This window comes from Parasphingorhabdus sp., assembly GCF_036963805.1.
Classification (GTDB): Bacteria; Pseudomonadota; Alphaproteobacteria; order Sphingomonadales; family Sphingomonadaceae; genus Parasphingorhabdus.
The window spans coordinates 1,309,836-1,331,309 of sequence record NZ_JBALUN010000001.1 but is presented as its reverse complement, the minus strand read 5'-3'; the positions used below and the strand labels follow the sequence as shown (position 1 = coordinate 1,331,309).

26 protein-coding genes are annotated in these 21,474 nt (G+C 50.6%); 10 read left to right on the top strand and 16 right to left on the bottom strand.

Annotation, left to right across the window (positions count from 1 at the left end; all coding sequences use genetic code 11):
- Window position 1 precedes the first annotated feature (1 nt).
- Window positions 2-559 (top strand): thiamine phosphate synthase, encoded by a 558-nt coding sequence (locus V7676_RS06435; RefSeq protein WP_335658808.1) that lies wholly within the window; start codon window positions 2-4, stop codon window positions 557-559.
- 3 nt (window positions 560-562) lie between these two features.
- On the opposite strand, the gene V7676_RS06430 is transcribed toward V7676_RS06435, so the two are convergent.
- On the bottom strand, window positions 563-1,306 hold the full coding sequence (locus V7676_RS06430; protein WP_335658807.1) for a hypothetical protein: 744 nt from the start codon (window positions 1,304-1,306) through the stop codon (window positions 563-565).
- Window positions 1,307-1,729: 423 nt separating this feature from the next.
- On the opposite strand from V7676_RS06430, the gene V7676_RS06425 reads away from it, so the two are divergent.
- The 4 genes from V7676_RS06425 (at window position 1,730) to holA (ending at window position 6,379) form a co-directional block, all read left to right on the top strand.
- A complete protein-coding gene (locus tag V7676_RS06425; protein WP_335658926.1) occupies window positions 1,730-2,164 on the top strand; it encodes a DUF3576 domain-containing protein in 435 nt (144 codons plus the stop codon).
- Window positions 2,165-2,238: 74 nt separating this feature from the next.
- On the top strand, window positions 2,239-4,797 hold the full coding sequence (gene leuS, locus V7676_RS06420) for a leucine--tRNA ligase (protein ID WP_335658806.1): 2,559 nt from the start codon (window positions 2,239-2,241) through the stop codon (window positions 4,795-4,797).
- Window positions 4,794-5,312 carry an LPS assembly lipoprotein LptE gene (gene lptE, locus V7676_RS06415; RefSeq protein WP_335658805.1) on the top strand — a complete coding sequence of 173 codons (519 nt, stop codon included), beginning with the start codon at window positions 4,794-4,796 and terminating at the stop codon, window positions 5,310-5,312. Before leuS ends, lptE begins: the two co-directional genes overlap by 4 nt.
- A 38-nt stretch (window positions 5,313-5,350) precedes the next feature.
- Window positions 5,351-6,379 (top strand): DNA polymerase III subunit delta, encoded by a 1,029-nt coding sequence (holA, locus tag V7676_RS06410; protein WP_335658804.1) that lies wholly within the window; start codon window positions 5,351-5,353, stop codon window positions 6,377-6,379.
- A gap of 6 nt (window positions 6,380-6,385) precedes the next feature.
- On the opposite strand, the gene V7676_RS06405 is transcribed toward holA, so the two are convergent.
- Window positions 6,386-6,934 carry a DUF4402 domain-containing protein gene (locus tag V7676_RS06405; RefSeq protein WP_335658803.1) on the bottom strand — a complete coding sequence of 183 codons (549 nt, stop codon included), beginning with the start codon at window positions 6,932-6,934 and terminating at the stop codon, window positions 6,386-6,388.
- Between the two features lie 356 nt (window positions 6,935-7,290).
- Between V7676_RS06405 and msrB the strand changes: the two genes are divergently transcribed.
- Both msrB and V7676_RS06395 read left to right on the top strand, forming a co-directional pair.
- A complete protein-coding gene (gene msrB / locus V7676_RS06400) occupies window positions 7,291-7,689 on the top strand; it encodes a peptide-methionine (R)-S-oxide reductase MsrB (protein WP_335658925.1) in 399 nt (132 codons plus the stop codon).
- Window positions 7,690-7,779: 90 nt separating this feature from the next.
- A complete protein-coding gene (locus tag V7676_RS06395) occupies window positions 7,780-9,903 on the top strand; it encodes a transglycosylase domain-containing protein (protein WP_335658802.1) in 2,124 nt (707 codons plus the stop codon).
- A 21-nt stretch (window positions 9,904-9,924) separates the two neighbouring features.
- Here V7676_RS06395 and V7676_RS06390 read toward each other — a convergent pair whose 3' ends face one another.
- Genes V7676_RS06390 through V7676_RS06380 form a run of 3 tightly spaced genes read right to left on the bottom strand, consistent with a single transcriptional unit; the run spans window position 9,925 to window position 11,712 of the window.
- The gene (locus V7676_RS06390) at window positions 9,925-10,674 is read right to left on the bottom strand and encodes a M48 family metallopeptidase (RefSeq protein ID WP_335658801.1); all 750 of its coding nucleotides are present in this window, start codon (window positions 10,672-10,674) and stop codon (window positions 9,925-9,927) included.
- Entirely contained in the window at window positions 10,661-11,086 is a 426-nt protein-coding gene (locus V7676_RS06385; RefSeq protein WP_335658924.1) for a YcgN family cysteine cluster protein, read from the bottom strand. Before V7676_RS06385 ends, V7676_RS06390 begins: the two co-directional genes overlap by 14 nt.
- A gap of 8 nt (window positions 11,087-11,094) precedes the next feature.
- Window positions 11,095-11,712, bottom strand: a complete 618-nt coding sequence (locus V7676_RS06380; RefSeq protein ID WP_335658800.1) for an SCO family protein — start codon at window positions 11,710-11,712, stop codon at window positions 11,095-11,097.
- A gap of 91 nt (window positions 11,713-11,803) precedes the next feature.
- Between V7676_RS06380 and V7676_RS06375 the strand changes: the two genes are divergently transcribed.
- Window positions 11,804-12,460, top strand: coding sequence for an ankyrin repeat domain-containing protein (locus V7676_RS06375; protein WP_335658799.1), 657 nt, complete (start codon window positions 11,804-11,806; stop codon window positions 12,458-12,460).
- A 16-nt stretch (window positions 12,461-12,476) separates the two neighbouring features.
- Here V7676_RS06375 and V7676_RS06370 read toward each other — a convergent pair whose 3' ends face one another.
- The 11 genes from V7676_RS06370 to V7676_RS06320 all read right to left on the bottom strand — a co-directional run bounded on the left by V7676_RS06370 (window position 12,477) and on the right by V7676_RS06320 (window position 19,624).
- Window positions 12,477-13,019, bottom strand: a complete 543-nt coding sequence (locus V7676_RS06370) for an MmcB family DNA repair protein (protein ID WP_335658798.1) — start codon at window positions 13,017-13,019, stop codon at window positions 12,477-12,479.
- Window positions 13,020-13,097: 78 nt separating this feature from the next.
- Window positions 13,098-13,760, bottom strand: coding sequence for a cell wall hydrolase (locus V7676_RS06365; protein ID WP_335658797.1), 663 nt, complete (start codon window positions 13,758-13,760; stop codon window positions 13,098-13,100).
- A 218-nt stretch (window positions 13,761-13,978) separates the two neighbouring features.
- Window positions 13,979-14,287, bottom strand: a complete 309-nt coding sequence (locus tag V7676_RS06360) for a DUF1491 family protein (protein ID WP_335658796.1) — start codon at window positions 14,285-14,287, stop codon at window positions 13,979-13,981.
- A gap of 23 nt (window positions 14,288-14,310) precedes the next feature.
- Window positions 14,311-14,790: a PaaI family thioesterase gene (locus V7676_RS06355; protein WP_335658795.1), complete on the bottom strand. Its 480-nt coding sequence runs from the start codon at window positions 14,788-14,790 to the stop codon at window positions 14,311-14,313.
- Window positions 14,791-14,792: 2 nt separating this feature from the next.
- Complete coding sequence (locus V7676_RS06350) at window positions 14,793-15,260, bottom strand: PTS sugar transporter subunit IIA (protein ID WP_335658794.1); 468 nt, start codon at window positions 15,258-15,260, stop codon at window positions 14,793-14,795.
- Between the two features lie 154 nt (window positions 15,261-15,414).
- Window positions 15,415-15,987: a ribosome hibernation-promoting factor, HPF/YfiA family gene (gene hpf, locus V7676_RS06345; RefSeq protein WP_335658793.1), complete on the bottom strand. Its 573-nt coding sequence runs from the start codon at window positions 15,985-15,987 to the stop codon at window positions 15,415-15,417.
- A 44-nt stretch (window positions 15,988-16,031) separates the two neighbouring features.
- Window positions 16,032-16,730 carry a DNA polymerase III subunit epsilon gene (dnaQ, locus tag V7676_RS06340; RefSeq protein WP_335658792.1) on the bottom strand — a complete coding sequence of 233 codons (699 nt, stop codon included), beginning with the start codon at window positions 16,728-16,730 and terminating at the stop codon, window positions 16,032-16,034.
- Window positions 16,731-16,757: 27 nt separating this feature from the next.
- Entirely contained in the window at window positions 16,758-17,345 is a 588-nt protein-coding gene (gene coaE / locus V7676_RS06335; RefSeq protein ID WP_442955413.1) for a dephospho-CoA kinase, read from the bottom strand.
- 8 nt (window positions 17,346-17,353) lie between these two features.
- Entirely contained in the window at window positions 17,354-18,172 is an 819-nt protein-coding gene (gene aroE, locus V7676_RS06330) for a shikimate dehydrogenase (protein ID WP_335658790.1), read from the bottom strand.
- On the bottom strand, window positions 18,169-18,762 hold the full coding sequence (locus V7676_RS06325; RefSeq protein WP_335658922.1) for a Maf family protein: 594 nt from the start codon (window positions 18,760-18,762) through the stop codon (window positions 18,169-18,171). The genes aroE and V7676_RS06325 overlap by 4 nt, the downstream gene beginning before the upstream one ends.
- A gap of 16 nt (window positions 18,763-18,778) precedes the next feature.
- Window positions 18,779-19,624, bottom strand: a complete 846-nt coding sequence (locus tag V7676_RS06320) for a pyruvate, water dikinase regulatory protein (RefSeq protein ID WP_335658789.1) — start codon at window positions 19,622-19,624, stop codon at window positions 18,779-18,781.
- A 302-nt stretch (window positions 19,625-19,926) separates the two neighbouring features.
- Between V7676_RS06320 and hemE the strand changes: the two genes are divergently transcribed.
- Both hemE and V7676_RS06310 read left to right on the top strand, forming a co-directional pair.
- On the top strand, window positions 19,927-20,961 hold the full coding sequence (gene hemE / locus V7676_RS06315) for a uroporphyrinogen decarboxylase (RefSeq protein ID WP_335658788.1): 1,035 nt from the start codon (window positions 19,927-19,929) through the stop codon (window positions 20,959-20,961).
- A complete protein-coding gene (locus V7676_RS06310) occupies window positions 20,958-21,401 on the top strand; it encodes a CopD family protein (RefSeq protein ID WP_335658787.1) in 444 nt (147 codons plus the stop codon). The genes hemE and V7676_RS06310 overlap by 4 nt, the downstream gene beginning before the upstream one ends.
- Window positions 21,402-21,474 lie beyond the last annotated feature (73 nt).

Sequence of the window (21,474 nt, the reverse complement as noted above, 5' to 3'; positions counted from 1 at the left end):
GATGCACCAGTCCTGGTTTTCCGATCTCTACCCGCCCATCTGGCTCATCACCGATGCGCGCAATGACGAAATACTAGAATCATCAATCGCCGCATTACCGCGTGGCAGCGGGATTATTTTCCGTCATTATCACCTGCCACCCAAAGAGCGGCGCAATCGGTTTCAAGCTATCAGAGCCTGCGCAAGACGCTATGGTCATATCCTGTTGCTCGCTGGACCGCCTTCCTTGGCGCGCCGTTGGGGTGCGGATGGCGTACATGGACGGCAGTGGAAGCGGCATCAGACGGCTGGTTTGCTTCATAGTGCGCCGGTTCATGATACCAGAGAAATATGGCTAGCCAATCATCATGGCGCAGATGTGATTTTCCTATCGCCCGCCCACACGACACGGTCCCATCCCGAACAAAAGCCGCTCAACCATATACAATTACGGCGTCTTATAGGGCTATGCAGAAAGCCGGTAATATTGCTCGGCGGCATGGATGCGCAGCGATTTCAAAAATACGAAGATTTAGGAGCTCATGGTTGGGCCGCTATTGATAGCCTAAGCGCGCAATAACAATCAGAAACGGAATTGCGTTCCCACATATACAGCTTGGCTATCCTGACGCGAATCGGTCAATGGCGCCATCCGGTCCCGTTCATTTTTCAAACGAACACCCGCTGTAAAGGCAAGGTTGCGTGTCAACGAATAGCTGCCGCCTACGTCAAGCAAATAGTCTTTTTCACTTGCATCGAGCGCACCCGGTGAAGAACCTATAGGCTCTTTTGCATCAAGGGAGAGACGCGGACTAAACCGGCTCTTCTTGCCAGTAATCTTGTCGCTATCATCCATACCGGCACCAATTTCAGAAAGATCCGGTAGATTATTACCCAATTTCTTCACTGGAATGGCGAAACTCTTTAGACCTTTTGCAGTGCCAAGACTGAAAGACGTCGGTGTTATTTTGGCAGGAGTGAACACGCCTGCACCCGGCGCCGCAGCAAGGACATTCTCACGAATAGAAATTGCTTTGCTGGATGCGTCCTGACGAACCACGACAGTAACCGCACGGTCACCGTTTGTATTACCGCCAGCAGGCGTAAATCTAAATTGGGTTTTACCGCCGAGCTGGGTACGTTTGAAGCTTGCCGCAAGCTCAGGATCAGCGCCAGCAGTTGTAAAAGAGCTTATAGTGTTCAGCGAAGGAATCGAAACTGCGTCAGTTTTCTCTGAAAGAACCCGTGCCAATGCAGGAGTCATGGCAAGACCGGACGCAGCGAGTCCCGCCGCTAACCACCCCAAAATATTGCCATTTTTCTTCATGACGACGCAATTTCCCCTTTGCTCAGCATTATCTATATCAAATTTTTTTCCATGACACGAGTCAACATGCTGATTCTTTCTGATTTTTCTGAACTAGGGCATTTATGTTGCAGATGGGTGACGGTTTCATTTTTCCTCATCAACTCCTTATAAAGACTTCGAGCTTAACCAAGGGTGCTCAACGGATTAGCCAAAATCATCCCATAGTTTCCATTGCAGCCCTTTGCCCGGTCGTTATTCAACTGCTATTCACGCAAGGCTTATCATGAACGAAATGTTGCGCTTTGGCTTGCCCCTTGCGGCAAAGCAATTATAGAGAGCGTTGAAATCAGATTTACCGGCACACGGCACCACCGCAATAGGGGCGCCAAACTGCCAATGAGGAGCTTGTCCATGTCACGCCTTTCTTTATCCACCGCTAAAATGCGTCCTTTGGTATTGGGCCTTTCGGCCGTGGCATTAATAGCTGGCCTATCCGCCTGTGGCAGCAAAGAACGGCCAAAGGCCGATCTCGCCGCTTCGAAAATCACCACCATCGGTGTGAACAGCTATTTGTGGCGCGCGACGCTTGATAGCCTGTCCTTCATGCCGCTCACACAAACCGACAGCAATGGCGGCGTGATCCTGACAGATTGGTATGTGAATCCACAAAACCCTCAAGAGCGGATGAAGCTTAATATTTCGATCCTTGATCAGGATTTGCGTGCGGATGCTCTGCGCGTGGCCGCTTCACGCCAAGTGCTCAATGGCAATACATGGGTTGATGCTCCGGTTAAGGCAGCGACAACGCAAAAGCTTGAACAGATCATCCTCACCAAAGCACGCGATCTGCGGCGCGGTGCAATGACGACTAACTAAACAGGCAATTAAGCGGGCGACCGACTAATTAAACGGCGAACCTGCTTATACAAATAAAATATTATAGGACCAGCATGACCGATCAGCGTTTTAACCCTTTATCGGCGGACAAACGCTGGCAAGCCCGTTGGTCCGAGGCGGGAACCTTCGAAGCGGATGATAATTCGACAAAACCGCGCAGCTTTGTTTTGGAAATGTTTCCCTATCCCTCCGGCCGCATCCATATGGGCCACGTCCGCAACTACACAATGGGCGATGTTTTAGCGCGTTTCCGGCGGATGCAAGGCTTTGAAGTGCTCCACCCCATGGGCTGGGACGCATTTGGCATGCCGGCGGAAAATGCCGCGATGGAAAAGAAAGTCCATCCCGGTGAATGGACACGGGCCAATATCGCTTCCATGCGCGACCAGATAAAACGGTTGGGGTTCGCGCTCGACTGGAGCCGCGAGATCGCGACCTGCGAACCGGACTATTATGGCCAGGAACAAGCCTTGTTCATCGACATGTTCGAAGGCGGCCTTGTCTATCGCAAAGAATCTGCGGTCAACTGGGATCCGGTAGATATGACCGTCCTTGCCAATGAGCAAGTCATCGACGGTAAAGGCTGGCGTTCCGGCGCGCCGGTTGAAAAACGTAAGCTGAGCCAATGGTTTTTGAAGATCACCGATTTTGCTGATGAATTGCTCGACGGGCTGGATGATCTCAAAGGCTGGCCGGAAAAAGTCCGCACGATGCAGGAAAACTGGATCGGGAAATCACAGGGCCTGCAATTTCATTTTGCGCTCGCTGAAAAGCAGCAAGATATTGAAACTATTGAAGTTTTCTCTACCCGCCCGGATACGATTTTCGGTGCAAGTTTTGTCGCTCTAGCGGCTGATCATGCGCTGACGCAGCAATTAGCGCAAGATAATGCCATGCTCGCTACCTTTTGCGAAGAGTGCAAGAAAAGCGGGACGACGGCGGCGGAACTCGAAACGATGGAGAAAAAGGGCTTTGATACCGGCCTGAAAGCCACCCATCCGCTCGATCCTTCTTGGGAATTACCGGTGTTTGTCGCCAATTTCGTGTTGATGGATTATGGAACTGGTGCGGTATTCGGCGTTCCGGCCCATGACCAGCGCGATCTTGATTTCGCTCGCAAATATGCGCTTCCCGTGACCCGCGTGGTGGCAGCCGAAGGCGACGAAGCCGCGCCCATAGAAAATGAAGCCTATACCGGTGCCGGAAAGCTGGTGAACAGCCGGATCTTGGACGGGATGGACATCGAAACCGCCCAAAAAACCGTCATGGGTCAAGCTGAATCCGAAGGTTGGGGCAAGGCCCAGACAACATGGCGGCTGCGCGACTGGGGCGTATCACGCCAGCGCTATTGGGGCACGCCCATCCCGATCATCCATTGTGATGATTGCGGCGCGGTTCCGGTTCCCAAAGATCAATTGCCCGTGACTCTGCCCAACGATGTCAGCTTTGATGTTCCCGGCAATCCGCTGGAACGGCATAAGACGTGGAAACATGTCGATTGCCCGAATTGCGGCAAGGCAGCGCGACGTGAAACCGACACGCTGGACACATTTGTCAATTCAAGCTGGTATTTCCTGCGCTTTGCAAGCCAACCAGATGACCAACCTTTCGACGCCGAAACCGTCAAAAAATGGATGCCTGTATCGCAATATATCGGCGGTATCGAGCATGCCATTTTGCACTTGCTCTATGCCCGGTTCTGGACACGGGCGCTGGCATCGATCGGCAAGCTTGATTTCGCGGAGCCGTTTGAAAGCCTGTTCACGCAGGGTATGGTGACCCACGAGACCTATTTCGAGAAAATCCGCTCCGACGAGACGGGTTCTGACCGGATTGTCTATTATAATCCTGATGAAATTGATCATCGTGAGGGCGGAGTGTTCAAAAAATCCGGCGGTGCGCCCATCGAAATCGGCCGCATCGAGAAAATGTCGAAGTCGAAGAAAAACGTCGTCGATCCTGATCCGATTATCGAACAATATGGCGCAGATGCGGTGCGTTTCTTCATGCTGTCCGATAGCCCGCCCGAACGCGACCTGCCATGGTCCGAAGCCGGAATTGAAGGCAGCTGGCGCTTCGTTCAACGGCTTTGGCGGTTATTTATTTCAGCGACTGGCCAGCCTGATCCGGCAAGCGGTGAAGATAAAGCCCTTAAGCGCAAGTTACATCAAACCATCGCAGGTGTCGCCGAAGATGTGGAAGCGCTGTCGTTCAACAAAGCCGTCGCGAAAATATTTGAATTGATCAATATGATCGAGAAAGCCGCGCCGTCGGTCACCCGTCATGAGGCCATTCGGACGCTTGCCAGAATCGTTGGGCCGATGGTTCCCCATATTGCCGAAGAGGCATGGGCATTGTTTGGCGAGAGTGATTTAATAGCCAATGCGCCATGGCCGGAGTTTGACGAAAAGCTGCTCGTCGAAGATGAAGTTACCATCGCGATTCAAGTACGCGGGAAATTGCGCGACACGATTACCGTGGCCAAGGGCACTGACAAAACGGCGCTAGAGGAACTTGCACTTGCATCCGAGAAGGTGCAGCGTACCATTGATGGTGCAGATATAAAGAAAGTGATCGTGGTGCCCGACCGGCTGGTCAATATCGTGATATGACGAAACTGCTGAGCAACATCAGCTTGCTTGCTGCGGCGAGTATCCTGCTGGCTTCTTGCGGCCTGCAACCACTTTATTCGGGCGGCACCAACGGTGTTGTCGCAAACCAGCTCGGTGATGTTGAAATTGAACCCATAAAGGGCAAGGCGGGTTGGCTGATGCGCAACGCGCTGAGCGACCAACTCTCCACATTCGAAGGCAGTGAGGTCAAATATCGTTTGATTGTTGAGCTGGATGATAAAATCGCCGGCTTTGGTGTCCGCAGCAACGACCGGATTACCCGCGAACGCCGCACTTTGCGTGCACGCTATCAGTTGGTCCGCTTATCCGATAGCGTTGTTGTGCTGGATGCGACTGCCGGGTCAGACGCCGGTATCGATGTCGTATCTTCTGAATATGCCACCGTCGCCGCCGAAGAAACAGCGCTAGAGAATCTGTCCACACGGGTTGCGGACCAGATTGTTAAAAGACTCTCCCTATTTGCACGCGAACAGGCGAGCGGCAGCGGCAATTAATCGGTGCGCTATGAAAGCCCATCCTTGAAAGCAACGTTGTGAAAGTCAAAGACAATGAAATCGTGCACCACTTTCATGCGGCCCCCGATGGTATCAAACTAGCCATTTTATGCGGCCCCAATGCCACGCGCTGTCAGGCTTTGGCAAATGAACTGGCGGCCCCGTTAGCAGCAACGGCAGAACGGGTCGACCTCACCATCGCCGACCTCACCGAAAGCACCGCCCGCCTAAATGACGAAGCTACCTCAGCGTCTCTATTTGGCGACAAACGTTTCATCATGGTGCGCCTCAACAGCGGAGAAGCCGTGCGCGCAACCGCAGCGATTGAAAACCTGCTGGAAAGCGATACGAAAGGCGATCCGGTATTCATTGTCGCAGCGGGCATGGCGGATAAGACCGCCTTGGCCAAAAAAATTGCCGCCGCGCCCGATGCCCTTATCGCTACTTGCTATGAGACATCACAGGGCGACGCTATTCCGGCCATATCAGGCATGGCCCGTGATGAAGGTGTAAAAATCACTCGCGATACCGCCGCAGCTATAGCTGCCTTAACCAGCAACGATCTGGTCCTTGCCAAGCTGGAAGTGGAAAAAATTGCGCTTTATCTGGATGCCACGCCGGATAATCCCCAAGAAGCGGAAGCCGAACTTTTAGCGGTTTTGGGGGCCGAAAATGACGAGGAAGATCTTGGTCTGCTGATCAATGCGGCGGTCAGCGGCGATACCAAAAAGCTCAGTAATGAATTGGCCGCAGTCAGCACCACCGGCTTTAGCGAGGTTGGCTTGGTCCGTTTAATGTTGCGCCACTTAATCAAACTCGCAGAATTGCGAACGAAAGTGGATCAAGGCGGCAATATTGGCAAGCTGGTCAATCATCCCAGCGTCTTCTGGAAAGACCGCGATAATTATTCCCGGCAACTTAACCTTTGGTCTTCTGGTAATATTGGACGATTAATCGAACGCATATTGGCGCTGGAAATAGCCTTAAAAAGCAGCGGCCAACCGGAGCATGTACTGGTCGAGCAGGAATTGCTGACTATCGCGAGAAAAGCCTCTCGTCTGCGTTAAATATCGTCATTCATAGTCGGCGGTAATCGCAATTCTGCCGCGAAACTGCCCGTTGGCATTTCCATTTACCCGAAGTTTTCCGCCAAAGGAAAAACTAAGCCGTCCATCGCGGTCAAGCCGCGCCTGCGGGGGCAAATCCGTGTCGAGCTTCACCAAGTCTGCGGTCGAACCATTGGGTGCGCTTAACGTGATCCGTTCCGGCAATTGGACCCGTACCAGCCGCCCCGGTTCCCCGGTCAGACGTCCCTGTCCATTTAGTGACAGGCCGCCAAGATCGGTTAGACTGCCTGTAATCCGGCGCTGCCCCGTTTTAGGGTCGAGCTCCACCTCTCCGCCCGCCCGATTGAGCAAAGCCAGCCGGGAAAAATCGAGATTGGCGGTGATCTGAATATTCAGCGGTATTTCCACCTGCGAGGTGGGTCCAAGGGATGAAATGCTTCCAATCTGCGCGGCGCATAATCGGCATTGCGCGGCTGCGCCGTCGGGAAGGATGTTCATCCAACCAAGCATCAGCATCAGAACCGCAAAAGCCGGTCTGGATTTTATATCAATCATCACCACGGGTCGATCATATCGAAAGTCGCTGAAAAAATGGTTAACTTTTTATGATGGCGCCCGAGTAGCGCATGAATATCGGGCTTTCCTACATAATTGCAATTATGCTAAATATCGATTTTCTCTTTCTCAGCTTGAAAAATGATATGTGCCTGTTGTGCTTGGCCGAAAATGTTAAACGGCTATTTGCAATTTCAACGTCCCTTTTTAAGAATCGAGGAAAAACCAAGGTTGCTTAATGTGGAGAATAGAATCGAAAACCCATCCGGAAAGCTGCCGGCCGATAATTGATGCGCTTCGTAAACTTCACCCAAGCACTGCTTGACGTCAGCCCCAATTCACCCCATTTTACCGCTATGGAAAAAATCATATTAAGCGCCGAAGAATGGCGCGATAAACTGACCCCCGAACAATATCACGTCCTGCGTGAAGCTGGAACAGAACGCGCCTTTACCGGCAAGCTAAACGCCGAAAAACGCGACGGAGAGTTTTATTGCGCCGGATGCGGGACCAAATTATTCGATGCTACGAAAAAATTTGATAGTGGCTGCGGATGGCCAAGCTTTACCGAACCAGCAGAGGCGGAAGCCGTTACTGAAATCGAAGATATCAGCCTTGGCATGCGCCGTATCGAAGTCCGCTGCAGCAACTGTGACGGGCATTTGGGCCATGTTTTTCCGGATGGGCCAGCAGCAAATGGTTTGCGCTATTGCATGAACAGCGCCGCGCTTGAATTTGAACCGAAAGACGGTTGAAAGATTTCGCTGTCCAATAGCGTTCAGCCTGCAGTAAGGCGGTAACACGCTACAAAACACGCTTAGTAAGCGTATGGTGAATGGGACAATATGGCGCGGGGCAAAAAAGGCAACAAACAACCGGGGCCAGTTCGCAAATGGTTTTTCCGGCTCGTAAAAACGGGATTGGTCGTTGGCCTTCTCGGTATCATTGCGCTTGTCGTTGCTGTCACGGTCATCCGGTCATCCATTCCGGGCTATGAAGACCTGAAATCGTCCCCCAACGGACAGATGATCCGGGTTCTGGATGTCAGCGGAAAAGAATTATTCTCGATGGGCCCCAGCTATGGGCAATGGCTGGAATATGACGCTATTCCGGACGTCATGGTCGACGCAATGGTTGCTGTCGAAGATCGCCGCTTTAGAAGCCATTTGGGCGTTGATCCGATCGGGATCGCACGGTCGCTGCAAGTCCGTCTACAACGGGGCCACTTTGCCCAAGGCGGATCGACCATTACCCAGCAATTGGCGCGGAACATCTTTCTCAACAATAATCGTACGTTTGGCCGGAAAGGCCGCGAGATACTGATCGCCTTGGCGATGGAGAGCAAGTTTTCGAAGGAACAAATACTCTCGCTCTATCTCAACAAAGTTTATTTCGGCGGTGGTGCTTATGGTATCGACGCCGCCTCTCGCCGGTTCTTCGCGCATAGTGCCAAGGATTTAAGCCTCGCCGAGGCCGCGATTATTGCCGGGCTAGTGAAAGCCCCCTCACGCTATTCTCCCACTGCGGACGCCCAGGCCGCGATTGACCGGGCGGGCGTTGTATTGACAGTCATGCAGGACGCGGGTGCCATTACGGCGGCTCAAGCTGCGGAAACAAATCCGACCGCCGTCAAACTGGCCCCCGAACCCCGACAGAATAGTGTGCGCTATTTCACCGATTGGGCACTGCCACAGCTTGATTTGCTAATTGACGAGACGGTGGAGCCGATTGAAGTCTGGACGACGCTAGATCTCGGCATGCAACGCGCGGCGACTACCGCGATCCAAAAAGGAACGCCGGCGGGCGCACAAGGCGCTCTGGTCGCAATGGACCGTGACGGCGCCGTTCGTGCTATGGTCGGAGGTACCGACTATGTCACCTCCAACTACAACCGGGCGACACAGGCCATGCGGCAACCCGGTTCCGCGTGGAAAGTCTTTGTCTATATGGCTGCGCTGGAAGCGGGCTATACACCCGACGATATAGTCACCGATGAACCGATAAAGATCGGCAATTGGACCCCTCGCAACAGCGGTGGCCGCTATGCCGGTGATATGAGCGTACGTAGTGCTTTTGCTTATTCTAAAAACACGGTCGCAGCAGCCATTGGTAATGATATTGGAACGTCGACTATTGCCAATATGGCGCGCCGTTTCGGCATTACCACGCCAATTGATACCAACCCGTCGATGGTCTTGGGGACATCCGACGTTCGGGTGCTCGACATGACACGGGCGTTTGCATCGATCAATGCGAAAGGTATTTCGGTCACACCCTATGCCATTAACAAAGTGGTGACGATGAAGGGAGACGTTCTGTATCAAAGCAAATTTGACGGTAGCCGGGTCTTGGTTGATCCTTGGGTCGCCGCAGGCATTACCGATTTGATGCAGACTGCAGTTAATGCCGGTACCGGTAAAGCCGCCCAAATTGGCCGGCCGGTTGCCGGGAAAACCGGAACCACCAGCAGCAATAAAGATGGCTGGTTTCTGGGCTTTTCAAGCGGGCTCACCACCGGTGTCTGGATGGGACGTGACGATGCGAAGCCTGTTAGTGGATTACAAGGCGGACGCGCGCCGGCCGCTGCTTTCGCTGCCTTTATGAAGGTCGCCGTCGCTAACCGCAAAGTGGAGCAGTTTGAGACTGAACTCGTCCTACCGGACTGGCAGTTGGAACCCGATGAGGACGAGCTTTACGGTGCGCCTGAGGACGGAATTTATGTCGATGAAAATGGCATGCCTATCGAAACCGGTAAGGGTTTGGAATATGATCTGGAAGGGGGGCAGGCGGACGATGGCTCACCACAACTGGATCAGGAATGGATTGATTCCGTATTGGGCCGCGGTGAAAAACCGGCCGCTAAAGCACCGTCACCAAACCAGAACAGGCCGCCGGTAGACAAACCGCAAGTGCCGATAAAACAACCGGCTGCGCCAGTATCCATATTACCAAGAGTAGGCGACGAATAGAAGTTTAGACTTAGTTCGTTGTTAAGCTGTTCGAGCCGGGGCACCAATAAGATGCAGAGCAGATCCATGCTGTTTAAGCCAGCGATCCGCGTCACGCCGTTTTCCTTCAAAAATTTCGTCCAGCAAAGCATAGAAGGCCGGACTATGATTCATATGCCGCAAATGGGCGACTTCATGGGCGACTACTGATCGCCGTACCATGGGCGGGGCCATGATCAGCCGCCAGTTCATCCTTATCGCCTGACGACCGGAACAGCTCCCCCAGCGGCGGCGTGCATCGCCCACCGACAGCGTTGGTAAATCCGATCCCGCCCGTACGCAGTAATAGGCGAGATCATCAACATAAGCATCGCGCGCCTGGGCTTTCATCCAGTCCAAAACCCGGCTTTGTATCCGATCTTCCGGCCCGCCAACGCGAATTTCATCGCCTATTTTTAACGGTTTTCGGCTGAAGTCCCGAGACCAGCTTATAAAATGACTTTCACCTGCAAATGCAATCTCCGCGCCATTGACTATCGGAACTGGCGGTAAGGCCTCCGCAAAGCGATCAACCAGCCAATCCGATTTAGATTGGACGAAACGCAGCGCCTGCGCCGTGCTCACGTGCAGCGGCATCGTAAGCCGGACTTCGCCCTTCACCGTGTCAGCGGAAACAGCAATAGAACGCGCCTGCCTCAATTTGCGAACCCGCAAAAGATAGAAGCGGTCGCCTAGTTCGATTTCCAATTCGTCCCTATGAGTAGGGACGGATGGGGTTCTAGAGCGGTCCATCGAGAATATGCTGCTCAAGCGGCCCAGCCTTCACCTCCGTTATCACTTTTCCACGAATAGAGTTTCCTGTTTCATGGATCGTCTCCCGATCACCCGAAACCAGATAATGCCATTCCGGCAACGGCAAATCCCGTGCCCGCATTTTATAAGCGCAGCTATCAGGAAGCCAAGTAAATTGGTCCAACTTATCACGAGTCAACCGGACACAATCCGGCACAAAATAGCGCCGCCGTCGATAATCGCTACACTGGCCGCTTTGTGTGTCCAAAAGCTTACAGGCAATGTTGGTCATATAGATCTGACCGTCATCCTCGTCTTCGGCCTTCAGCAAACAACATTTGCCGCAACCATCACACAAGGCTTCCCATTGCGCGCGGTCCAACTTTTCGAGCGGCATTTCCCAAAAAGGAATATCTTGGTCTATTTTACCCACTGTTTGATTTCGTCGGCAATCTGCTGCGGCGTCCCGTCATAGGACAACAAGGCAATTGGTTCACCCGTTGGTCCGAACAAATAAGCTTGTCGGCTATGATCCATGAGATATTCGCTTGCGCCGTCATCCTGACGCTTTCCGTAGATGATGAGATATTTCTTCGCGACCTCGGCAATCTCGCTAACACTGCCAGTCAATCCGATTAAGCGGGGATGGAAAGCAGAAACATATTGTTTCAACTGTTCAGGCTGATCGCGTTCAGGGTCTATCGTGATGAAAATCGGCTGAACTTTCTCGACAAGGCTGGGGTCATGTTTCTCGGCGAGCGCTAATCCTTGCATCAATCGCTGGAGATCGACCGGGCACACATCCGGACAATAGCTATATCCAAAATAGATAATCTGGTATTTTCCGGCAAAATCTGTCTCAGATGTTTTGCCCCCATCCTGATTGGTCAAGGTAAAGCTACCGCCAATTTTTGCGCCAGCAAGCGGTGCTTCAGCCTTCCCATTGTCGGAAGCCGCTGGGTTACAGGCAGCAAGAAGCGACATTAAAAGCGCAGCGGAAAAAACAGATAGCAATTTGTTCATCATGCGGCCAGACATGGTCTGCTAGAGATGAATATTCAACAGGTAATTGACGCACTCTATCGTAAAATTTGCGAAGTCGTCAGATATATAAATGGGATCGTTAATCATGCACCGGGGCAGCACTAATTTTTCACCGTTTGGCAGACGGCTCAGTATCCTGCGTTTATTGGCAGCGGTATTTTTCACTTTTTCACTGGTCCTGCCGGGCGTTGCCAATGCACAATTTTCGGACAGCTATAATTTCCTTAAAGCTGTAAAAGACCGGGACGGCGCTGAAGCGACAAAGTTTCTAAATGAACCCGGTACGGTTATCGTCAATACGAAGGATAATTCAACGGGCGAAACCGCACTACATATTGTGGTGGCCCGCCGGGATTCGGCTTGGACTGGTTTTCTGCTGCAAAAGGGTGCCAATCCCAATATTCAGGATAAAAACGGGATCTCTCCGTTGATGGTCGCCGTGCAACTGCGGTTCGTGGAAGGTGCAAGAGTCCTGTTAAACCAAAATGCCGATGCCAATCAGGCGAATAATCAAGGCGAAACAGCTTTGATACGCGCTGTCCAGTTACTCGATATCGAGATGACACGCCTCTTATTGGAAAACGGCGCAGATCCAGACCGGACCGACACTTTGGCCGGCCTTTCCGCCCGTGACTATGCGACGCGTAACCGGCGCGCAGCTGCCATATTGGCGGAAATTCAAAAGGCCGATAAAGAGAAGAAGCCCAAATCTACTGGAAAGTTTTTTGGCCCCGAGGGCTAAACATCACTTCCATGATTTAATAAAAATCCTGTGCTACGGGCTTAATCCAACCATTAACGGCCGATAGGCGCTGCATTGATCGGCGCGCCAGCCGCATTGTTTCGGTTTTCCGGCGCGCTGGAGCTAGCGCATGGGTTGCCGCAGAGCGAACCATTTCTGCATCATAAGCATCAGCGATAATCAGTCCGGCGCGCTCAGGCATAAAGTCCGGCCGGTTCAATGGTGCCACATCAAAATCACTCGGCAATGCCCAGTAGAAACGATCACAATATTCGAGATATTCCGTCCATTTATTGTCACCGAGCAAATCACTGCGGGCAACCTTAATTTCGACGATTACAATCTGCCCCTTTGCATCCACACCCATCAGGTCTGCACGCCTTTTATTGGGCAAACTCACTTCAGATAAGACCATGATATCATGGCGGGCGAAAAGCCGTGCCACACCACGTGCAACAGCAGCAGCCCCGGTCAAAGGCGCGGCGGACTCTGCTATCGAATCAAAACTGGAGATTGAATCAGCAACAGATAGCGGCGAATCGTCAATTTTTATCATCATAGCTAAGAGATAGAACATAAACAGAACAAAATAAAGGCCCCCAATAGGGAGCCTCTAAAAAATATATATTATCAATGTTTATTGATAGAAAACATGATTATCGATTGTTGCCATACGCTGTAACCGCCAACCCGGTGATACATAGCGCGCATGGAAAAACAAAGCACCTTCAACCGGGCTTTTCCAAGCATCGTTCATCGCAATTTTGGAAATTGCCACAGCATTTTGCCAGTGATGGTTCGTTTTATTGATACGCGGCATTTTGCCGCCGCGAATGAAAGAAAATTGTTTGCGCTGATAGACAACTCCGCAAACACTATCGGGAAAGCGTGATGAAGCGGCACGAGCCAGCACAACACGGGCAACGGCAAGTTGGCCAGCCAATCTTTCACCCTTAGATTCAAAATAGACCGTTCCGGCCAGACACTGCATTTCTTCGCTCAAGGATCCATCAACTGACTGTTGACTAACCAGCTCACTCAAAGAGCTGGCATCTTCATCCGCAAAATCAGCTGTCTGCTCTTCATTGGCCAGCTTATCTTCTTTTATCGTCTCTGGAAGAATTTCGGAAACAACTTCCTGCTTCTCTCCGAAAATTATCGGTGCTGCTTCGTCAGCGGATTCCAGCATATCGGGATCAATCATGATCTCCGTTTCCGGCATATCATCACTGGCTTCGAACGCGAATGATACATCGGTCATAGCAAACGCCGCAGCCATAGTAAGGGCAAGCGACATCATGCTCGTTGCTTTAAAAAATTTTCTCATAAACCTATTATTTTATGCGGTGAGTCCAGTACGAGAAAAACCCGCATAAATAAGCAAAAAACCAACCAACAGCTTATTTCTGTTCCCTCCGTCTGCGTGTTTACTCCCTGTCACCAACGACAATCCCGAGGAGCAACCTTCGCATCAAAGTTGATTGGCAAATACGTTGCAGCGCAACAAAGTCAACGCGATCAGGTCATTTGAGCGATGAGCCGTTCCGCATCTGGGATGTCCAGTTCAATTAACCATATATCGGGATCAAAGCCGCTTCTCCGGCTTATATATTCATCTAAATTCTGTTTTTTATCAAAGGTTTGTGGCCATATTTTGTGCCAAGAGGAGGAGCCATCCAGACTTTGCATTTTTTCTAAAAGTCGCGGATCTTTACCTTTTTCCAAGCAGATTATCAGGATTGATCCAGAGATCCGGTCTCCCTTTCGAATCACTGTTCCAAATCCGCCTTCTTGGTTCACTTTGCGCAGCAAAGACTGCACCGTCATCTCGGCTGATAGTCGCGGTTCTATCATGAAGTAGGCTTATATCCTGGTAGCGACGCCAGAGGGATATGAGAACGCATGAATGTTCCAGTACCACGCGCGATTTCCTCTCCATCCTGATCTATCAGACGGGAATCCGCGACAAAAACGCGCCTTTTTCCGCTAACCCACCGACCCTCTGCTGTCACGGTGCTAGATTTTAACGGTCGGGTAAACAGAACGTTGAAAGCAGTGGTCAGCAAAAAACGTTCGGTGACAAGACTGTTAGCTGCGTAAAAGGCGGCATCATCGAGCATTTTAAAATAGCTCGTGCCGTGCACAGCACCGGCCGCATGATAATGGCGCTCATCCACCGCAAAGGTAATGCGTGCAAAACCACGAGCCGTAATTTCAAGATCAGATTGAAATAATTTATTGATCGGCGCTTCTTTATATAGCCGCTCTAACGCCCGAAAATGCTCGAGTGACCCATTTGATTCCTGTTCTGGACCATTGTCTCCAGTCATTATCAAGCTGCTTGCTGATCCCGCTGCCCCATGAGCAACGCGTAAAGAGCATCTTTAGAGGCCGCACCCCGCAATTTTGCGGTCACGGATTCATCACGCAGGAAGCGCGAAACTTCTGCCAAGGCCTTTAGGTGATCAGCGCTGCCTTGTTCGGGTGACAATAAGCAAAATATCAGATCGACATCCTGTCCGTCATGAGCGTCGAATCCAATGGGCTGATCCAAACGAATGAATAAACCCACGGATCGGTCTAACTCTTTCACTCGAGCGTGTGGAATAGCAACCGATCCGCCAAAACCAGTCGAACCGAGTGTTTCTCGATCCTGCAGACGATCCATAACCGTAGTGGCATCCAATCCATAAAATTGATGCGCCTTTTGAGAAAAAGTCGCGAAAATATCACGCTTAGACATGGAGGCTGCGCTCACCATCACGGCGGCGACATCCATATGAACTGACAAATATTTCATTCGATCCTCATAAACCCCACGGTTTGAATTTTGATCAGCAAAGCATCTATTCTGGAAGAATGGCCTTCACGCGATATTTTTGATCACAAAATAGATTCCACCAAAATGATGGGAAATCCGACAAACCGCGGTGATTTAGAAGCAAAATATGGTGCTATTTTTTAGGTTCAACCCAACCGATCGTGCCGTCAGAGCGGTGGTAAACCATATTATGGGACCCAGTTCCAGCATTTTTAAACATGAGCGCGTTGGTGTTTCGCAAATCCATCATCATAACAGCATCAGAAACGGTCGCCTCGGGAATATCGGTGCTCGTTTCAGCAATAATAGGCGGAGCGTCACCCTCGACGTCTGATCCCTCATCCTCCTCAACTATATTAAATACGCGATAAGCAGCATCTTCCTGCTTCGCTGCATATTGTGCCTGGACATGATGATCATTCAGACGGCGCATATAACGGCGCAGCTGCTTTTCAATCTTGTCTGCAGCCTGTTCGAATGCCTGATGGGCATCTGCTGCCCGCGCTTCCGACTTTAACATCAATCCCTGCATAATATGGGATACGATATCGCACTGAAATTGGTTGTGGGGAGCTTTACTAACGGTAGCGTGCGTGGAGATAGCTTTAGGGAAATATTTATCCGCTATTGCTTTCATTCTATCATCGACATGGCTTTGAAGCGCATCGCCAGTATTGACTTGGTGGCCTGAAACACGAATTTCCATATTATTTCTCCATTATTGTTACGCGGAAATTTAGGTAATAACTATTAAATATCGGCCCACAACGGGTCCTTTATATTTTCCATAAAGGCGGCGTGGCGGGTAAGTTCTTCAGCAGTAGCGCTATGGGGGCGCGGCGCGATAAACTGCCGACGCAGCGCTGCCTCTTTCCCCGATATCTGCCGCTGATTAGTTGTAGTTGAAATCTTGTCATCCGCCAGACCGAGGCCGATTTGACGCCCCCCTGTCAGCTCTATGTACAATTGCGTCAGCAACTCCGCATCAAGCAATGCTCCATGTTTGACACGATGGCTGCGATCAATGCCATAACGGCTGCACAGCGCATCCAGCGACAATTTGGCGCCGGGGTGTTTGACCTTCGCGATCGCCAGCGTATCAATCATCCTAAACTGGGAAATCGGTGTTTTACCGCACAACACCAGTTCGGCATTAAGGAATTTAAAATCAAATTGCGCATTATGGGCGACCAAATTGGCATCGCCAAGAAATTCCAGCAGTTCGTCCGCACCATGAGCGAAAAGCATTTTATCGGATAGAAATACATCGGAAAGTCCGTGCACTTCCTCCGCCGCTTTGGGCATCAAGCGTTGGGGATTATAATAGCAATGAAAGCTGGTTCCGGTTTCCACCCGATCAACCATTTCGATACAGCCAATCTCAACCATACGGTCGCCGGTTTGCGGGTCAAAGCCGGTGGTTTCAGTATCAAAAATTATTTCGCGCATAAGATTAATATCGGACTCAAATACCGGTTACGCAAGGGAAGCTTTTAATTTTTCGATAGTATTTTTCACCTCTTGCCGTGTTTCTTCCAATGACTGTGATGTGTTGATGATAAAATCAGCCCGTTTGCGCTTTTCATCGTCCGGCATTTGCAGGGACTTAATCTTTTCAAACTTATTCACCGTCATACTGGGACGCGCCAAAACCCGTTTCTGCTGATCCTGTTCTGATGCCGACGCCACGATGATAAAATCAACACCGTTAGCGCCAGTTTTTTCAAATAACAGCGGGATATCGAACAGAATCATCGGTGCATTCTGGTGCTTTTTCAGAAATTCCCCTCGCATCTTTCCAACCGCTGGATGAATCACTGCCTCTAGCTTCTGTAATGCGTCTGGGTTGCCGAATACTGCGGGACCAAGTATTTGGCGATTCACACCCTTTTTGTCTGTGGTTCCCGGAAATAATGCTTCAATTTCTTCAACAAGCGCACCGCCTGGCCCCTGCAAAACATGGACCGCTGCATCGGCATCGAATACCGGCACCCCCTCATCCACGAACATCTGGGCAACGGTTGACTTCCCCATCCCTATGGAACCTGTCAGGCCTATAATCATTGGCCCCGTCATGCGAGGAGCAGCTTTCTAAGTTCCTCATCATGTTCCAATGGCGGCGCTTGACCAAAGAAAATTTCAAAAGCCACAGCCGCTTGGCCAATCAGCATCGACAATCCGTCAATGGTTTCCATATTGCGCGCCTTCGCCGCAACGAGCAATTTGGTTTTTATCGGCGCGTAGACAAGGTCATAGACAATCGCGTCATCAGGTTGGCTATCGAGATTGATGATTAGTTCATCCTGTCCCTTCATCCCCAGCGCACTAGCATTCACCAGAAGTCTTGCGGGCGGAAGCGCTGAACCATGTTCCAGCGCTTGCCCCTTCAACCCAAAACGAGCGAGCAACGCGGACGCTTTCAGAACATTGCGATTGATGATCGTGACCGACCCGACATTGATACGCGATAAGGCGAACAAGACTGCCTGGGCAGCACCGCCAGCGCCGATGACAATTACCTCTTGGCCGCTTAACGGCACGTCCGCGATAGGGGCAAAAAACCCACCGGCATCCGTGTTAGTCCCAAAAAGTTCCCCATTTTCAGATCTCGCGATTGTATTCATCGCGCCAATAGAAGCGCGTATATCACCGGGATCAGATACATGATCCATTATGGCGAGTTTATGGGGAATCGTCACATTGCAACCCCGCCAATCGGGATCGACGCGACGACTGTCAATATAGTCACCCAGTTGATCCGGTTTCACGTGGAACATTTTATAGTCGGCCTTAATTTTAAGCTTTTTAAGCCAAAAACCATGAATAACGGGCGATTTGCTATGGGCGATTGGGTCACCAATAACCTCAGCATAAGGAAGTTTTCCGGTCATGACGGCATAACGCCTCTGACCCGCAAATAATCAAGCAGATGAAGTAGAGGTAAACCCATGATCGTAAATTGACTCCCGTTAATGTTTGAAAAAAGCTGCGCCCCGCGGCCTTCAATTTCATAGCAGCCCACACAATGGCGGATATCATCCCATTCGGCATCAACATAGCTATCGATATAAGCATCACTTAATGATCGCATTGTTAACGTGGCGATATCGATATGACGCCATATCGGAGACCCTTGGTCCGCAATCACTGCGGCGCTGAACAGCTTATGCTTTTTACCGGATAGTAGCCGCAAATGCGCTTTCGCATCCGCTTGGTCGACCGGTTTGTCGAGCATTGTGCCATCTTCCATAGCCAGAACCTGATCTCCGCCCAGTACGAGTGTAGGACCAATACGCCGGGACAAGCGAACCGCTTTGGCTTCGGCCAATGCATCAGCCAGGTTACGTGCGGTTATCCCCTCCGCCTGTAAACCATCCTTCAATGCCTCTTCATCAACATTAGGCGCCAATGATTCAATCACCACGCCTGCCGCTTCGAGCATTGCCCGCCGTGCTTTGCTTTTCGAAGCCAATATGAGCATCGGCTCGGGCTTGGACTCATCCATCGTCCTTAGCTTTCCTACTATCTGCCATGCCTGTATGACGGTCGTTATAAAAATTGATGATAGCCGCAGCGGATTCTTCAATTGAACGCCGTGTAACGTCAATCATCGGCCAACCATTATCGGCAAACATTCGCCGAGCATATTGGGTTTCAGCTTTGACCTTTTCTTCGTCCACATAATCAGTTTCCGGCGCCTGATTTAGGGATAAAAGCCGATTGCGACGCACCTGCACCAATCGGCTAGCGCCTGCAATCAAGCCAACTACCAACGGATTTTTTAGATGATAAAGCGATTCAGGTGGCGGGGATTCAGGGACAATGGGAATATTTGCCGTCTTATAACCCCGATTAGCTAAATAGATGGACGTCGGTGTTTTGGACGTACGAGAAACGCCAGCGAGAACAATATCCGCTTTTTCCCAATTTTCCCAACCGATACCGTCATCATGGGCGATAGTGAATTGTATCGCCTCGACCCGTTCAAAATAGGCCGCATCCAATATATGTTGGCGACCGGGCCGTGCTTTTGCTTCTTGTCCCAGCATATTGGATAGCGCATCTGTTACTGCATCTAGCGCTGGCACGACCGGCAGCCCCAAATGACGGCATTCACGTTCTAGCCGAGCCCTTATATCACTGTTAACCAAGGTAAATATGACAAGGCCCGGATTATCCGCTACTTCAACCAATATCCGGTTCAAATGGGTTTCCGAACGAACCATGGGCCAGAAATGCTTGATAATCTCGACCCCGTCAAATTGCGCCAGCGCCGCTTTTGCGATATTTTCCAGCGTCTCACCGGTCGAGTCTGATAGCATATGCAAATGGAGTCTGTTCATGCCCGCAACCCTGTGATTTCACTGTGGATAAAGCAAGGGATGAATGCGGGATATTTAGACTTGCTCATTCCATCCCCATCATCCCAATTTCTATCCACAAGCCATCAAGTTTTGATATTTTCATCCACAGATTGTGGATAGTGGGGATGAAATTTGGGAATCGGTAAATTTTTCGTTAACAGCTGTCTGTCAATCTGTTTGTAATCACGGCACAGGCACGTTACCGCCAATATCCACGCTCTATCATCAACAACTAGATTCTATAAATATACTTATATATTATATTGGGTGACCCTTATCTCATGTCTCAAGCTACCGACTCCCAGAAACCTTTACTCCAAACCCTACGCGGCAAAAAACTGGTCCAGCCGCCGATATGGTTGATGCGTCAGGCAGGCCGCTATTTACCAGAATATCGTGAATTACGGGCGAAAAAAGGCGGTTTTTTAGAACTTTGCTATGATAGTGAAGCCGCAGCCGAAGTCACATTACAGCCGATTAAGCGTTTTGGTTTTGATGGAGCGATCCTGTTTTCCGATATTTTGATCGTGCCACATGCCATGGGTCAGAAACTATGGTTTGAGACAGGAGAAGGACCTCGCTTGGCACCAAAGCTCGTCGATGCAGCTTTATCCTCTCTAGAGGCCGTTCCTGAGCATTTTGAGGCTATTTATAAGACTGTTCGTGCAGTTGCTTCGCAGTTGGATGATAAAACAACCTTCATGGGCTTTGCCGGAAGCCCATGGACCGTCGCAACTTATATGGTGCATGGGCAAGGCAGTAAGGATCAGGGCGTGGCTCGTCGCTATGCTTATCAGGATGAATCAGCTTTTTCCGAATTAATCGCAGCTATTATCGAAAATACGGTCGAATATTTGTTGGGACAGATTGCTGCGGGCGTCGATGCGGTGCAGCTTTTCGATAGCTGGGCGGGATCGCTTTCCCCGGCACAATTTGAAAAATGGGTAATTGCCCCAAATGCGGAAATCATATCGCGGTTAAAAGCGGTCCATCCCGATCTGCCGATAATCGGTTTCCCGAAAGGCGCAGGCGCAAAATTGACCGCCTATGCCAATGAAACTGGAGCGGATGCTATTGGTCTGGATGAGACTGTTGATCCACTCTGGGCGCATAAAAATCTGCCGGTTGATCTACCCCTGCAAGGGAATCTTGATCCATTGGCATTGATTTCTGGTGGAGAAGCACTGGAAAAATCGGTGAAACATATTCTTCAGATATTTGAAGACCGCCCGCATATTTTCAATCTGGGTCACGGAATTTTACCGGACACACCCATTGAACATGTTGAAAAGCTGCTTACACTTGTCCGGCAATGAATGAAATTTTGTCCATGCTCTATCTCTGGTTAAAATCAGCTCATGTTATTTTTGTTATCTTCTGGATGGCGGGCTTGTTCATGATGCCGCGTTTCTTTGTCTATCATCAGGAAACGACAGTCGGATCTGAAGAAGATAGCAAATGGATCGAGCGTGAAGCGAAGCTGCGCAAGATTATCTTAAATCCCGCGCTGATCATCACATGGGTACTGGGATTGGCTTTAGCTTATAATATTGGCGCTTTTTCGCAGGGCTGGTTCCATGCTAAATTGCTGATAGTGCTGTTATTATCTGGCTATCATGGCTGGATGATGGGCTACGTTAAAAAACTCGCGCGGGGTGAGCGGACACTGACGGACAAGAAGTTGCGGTTGGTGAATGAAGTGCCTGGCATCGCAGCGGCAGTCATTGTGATCTTGGTGATTGTGAAGCCTTTCTAATCCAGTTTTTCTTTTTGCGTTCGGCGCTTATTGACAGCAACATGGCAAAGGCGTAATTGAGCTTCAAAGCCCG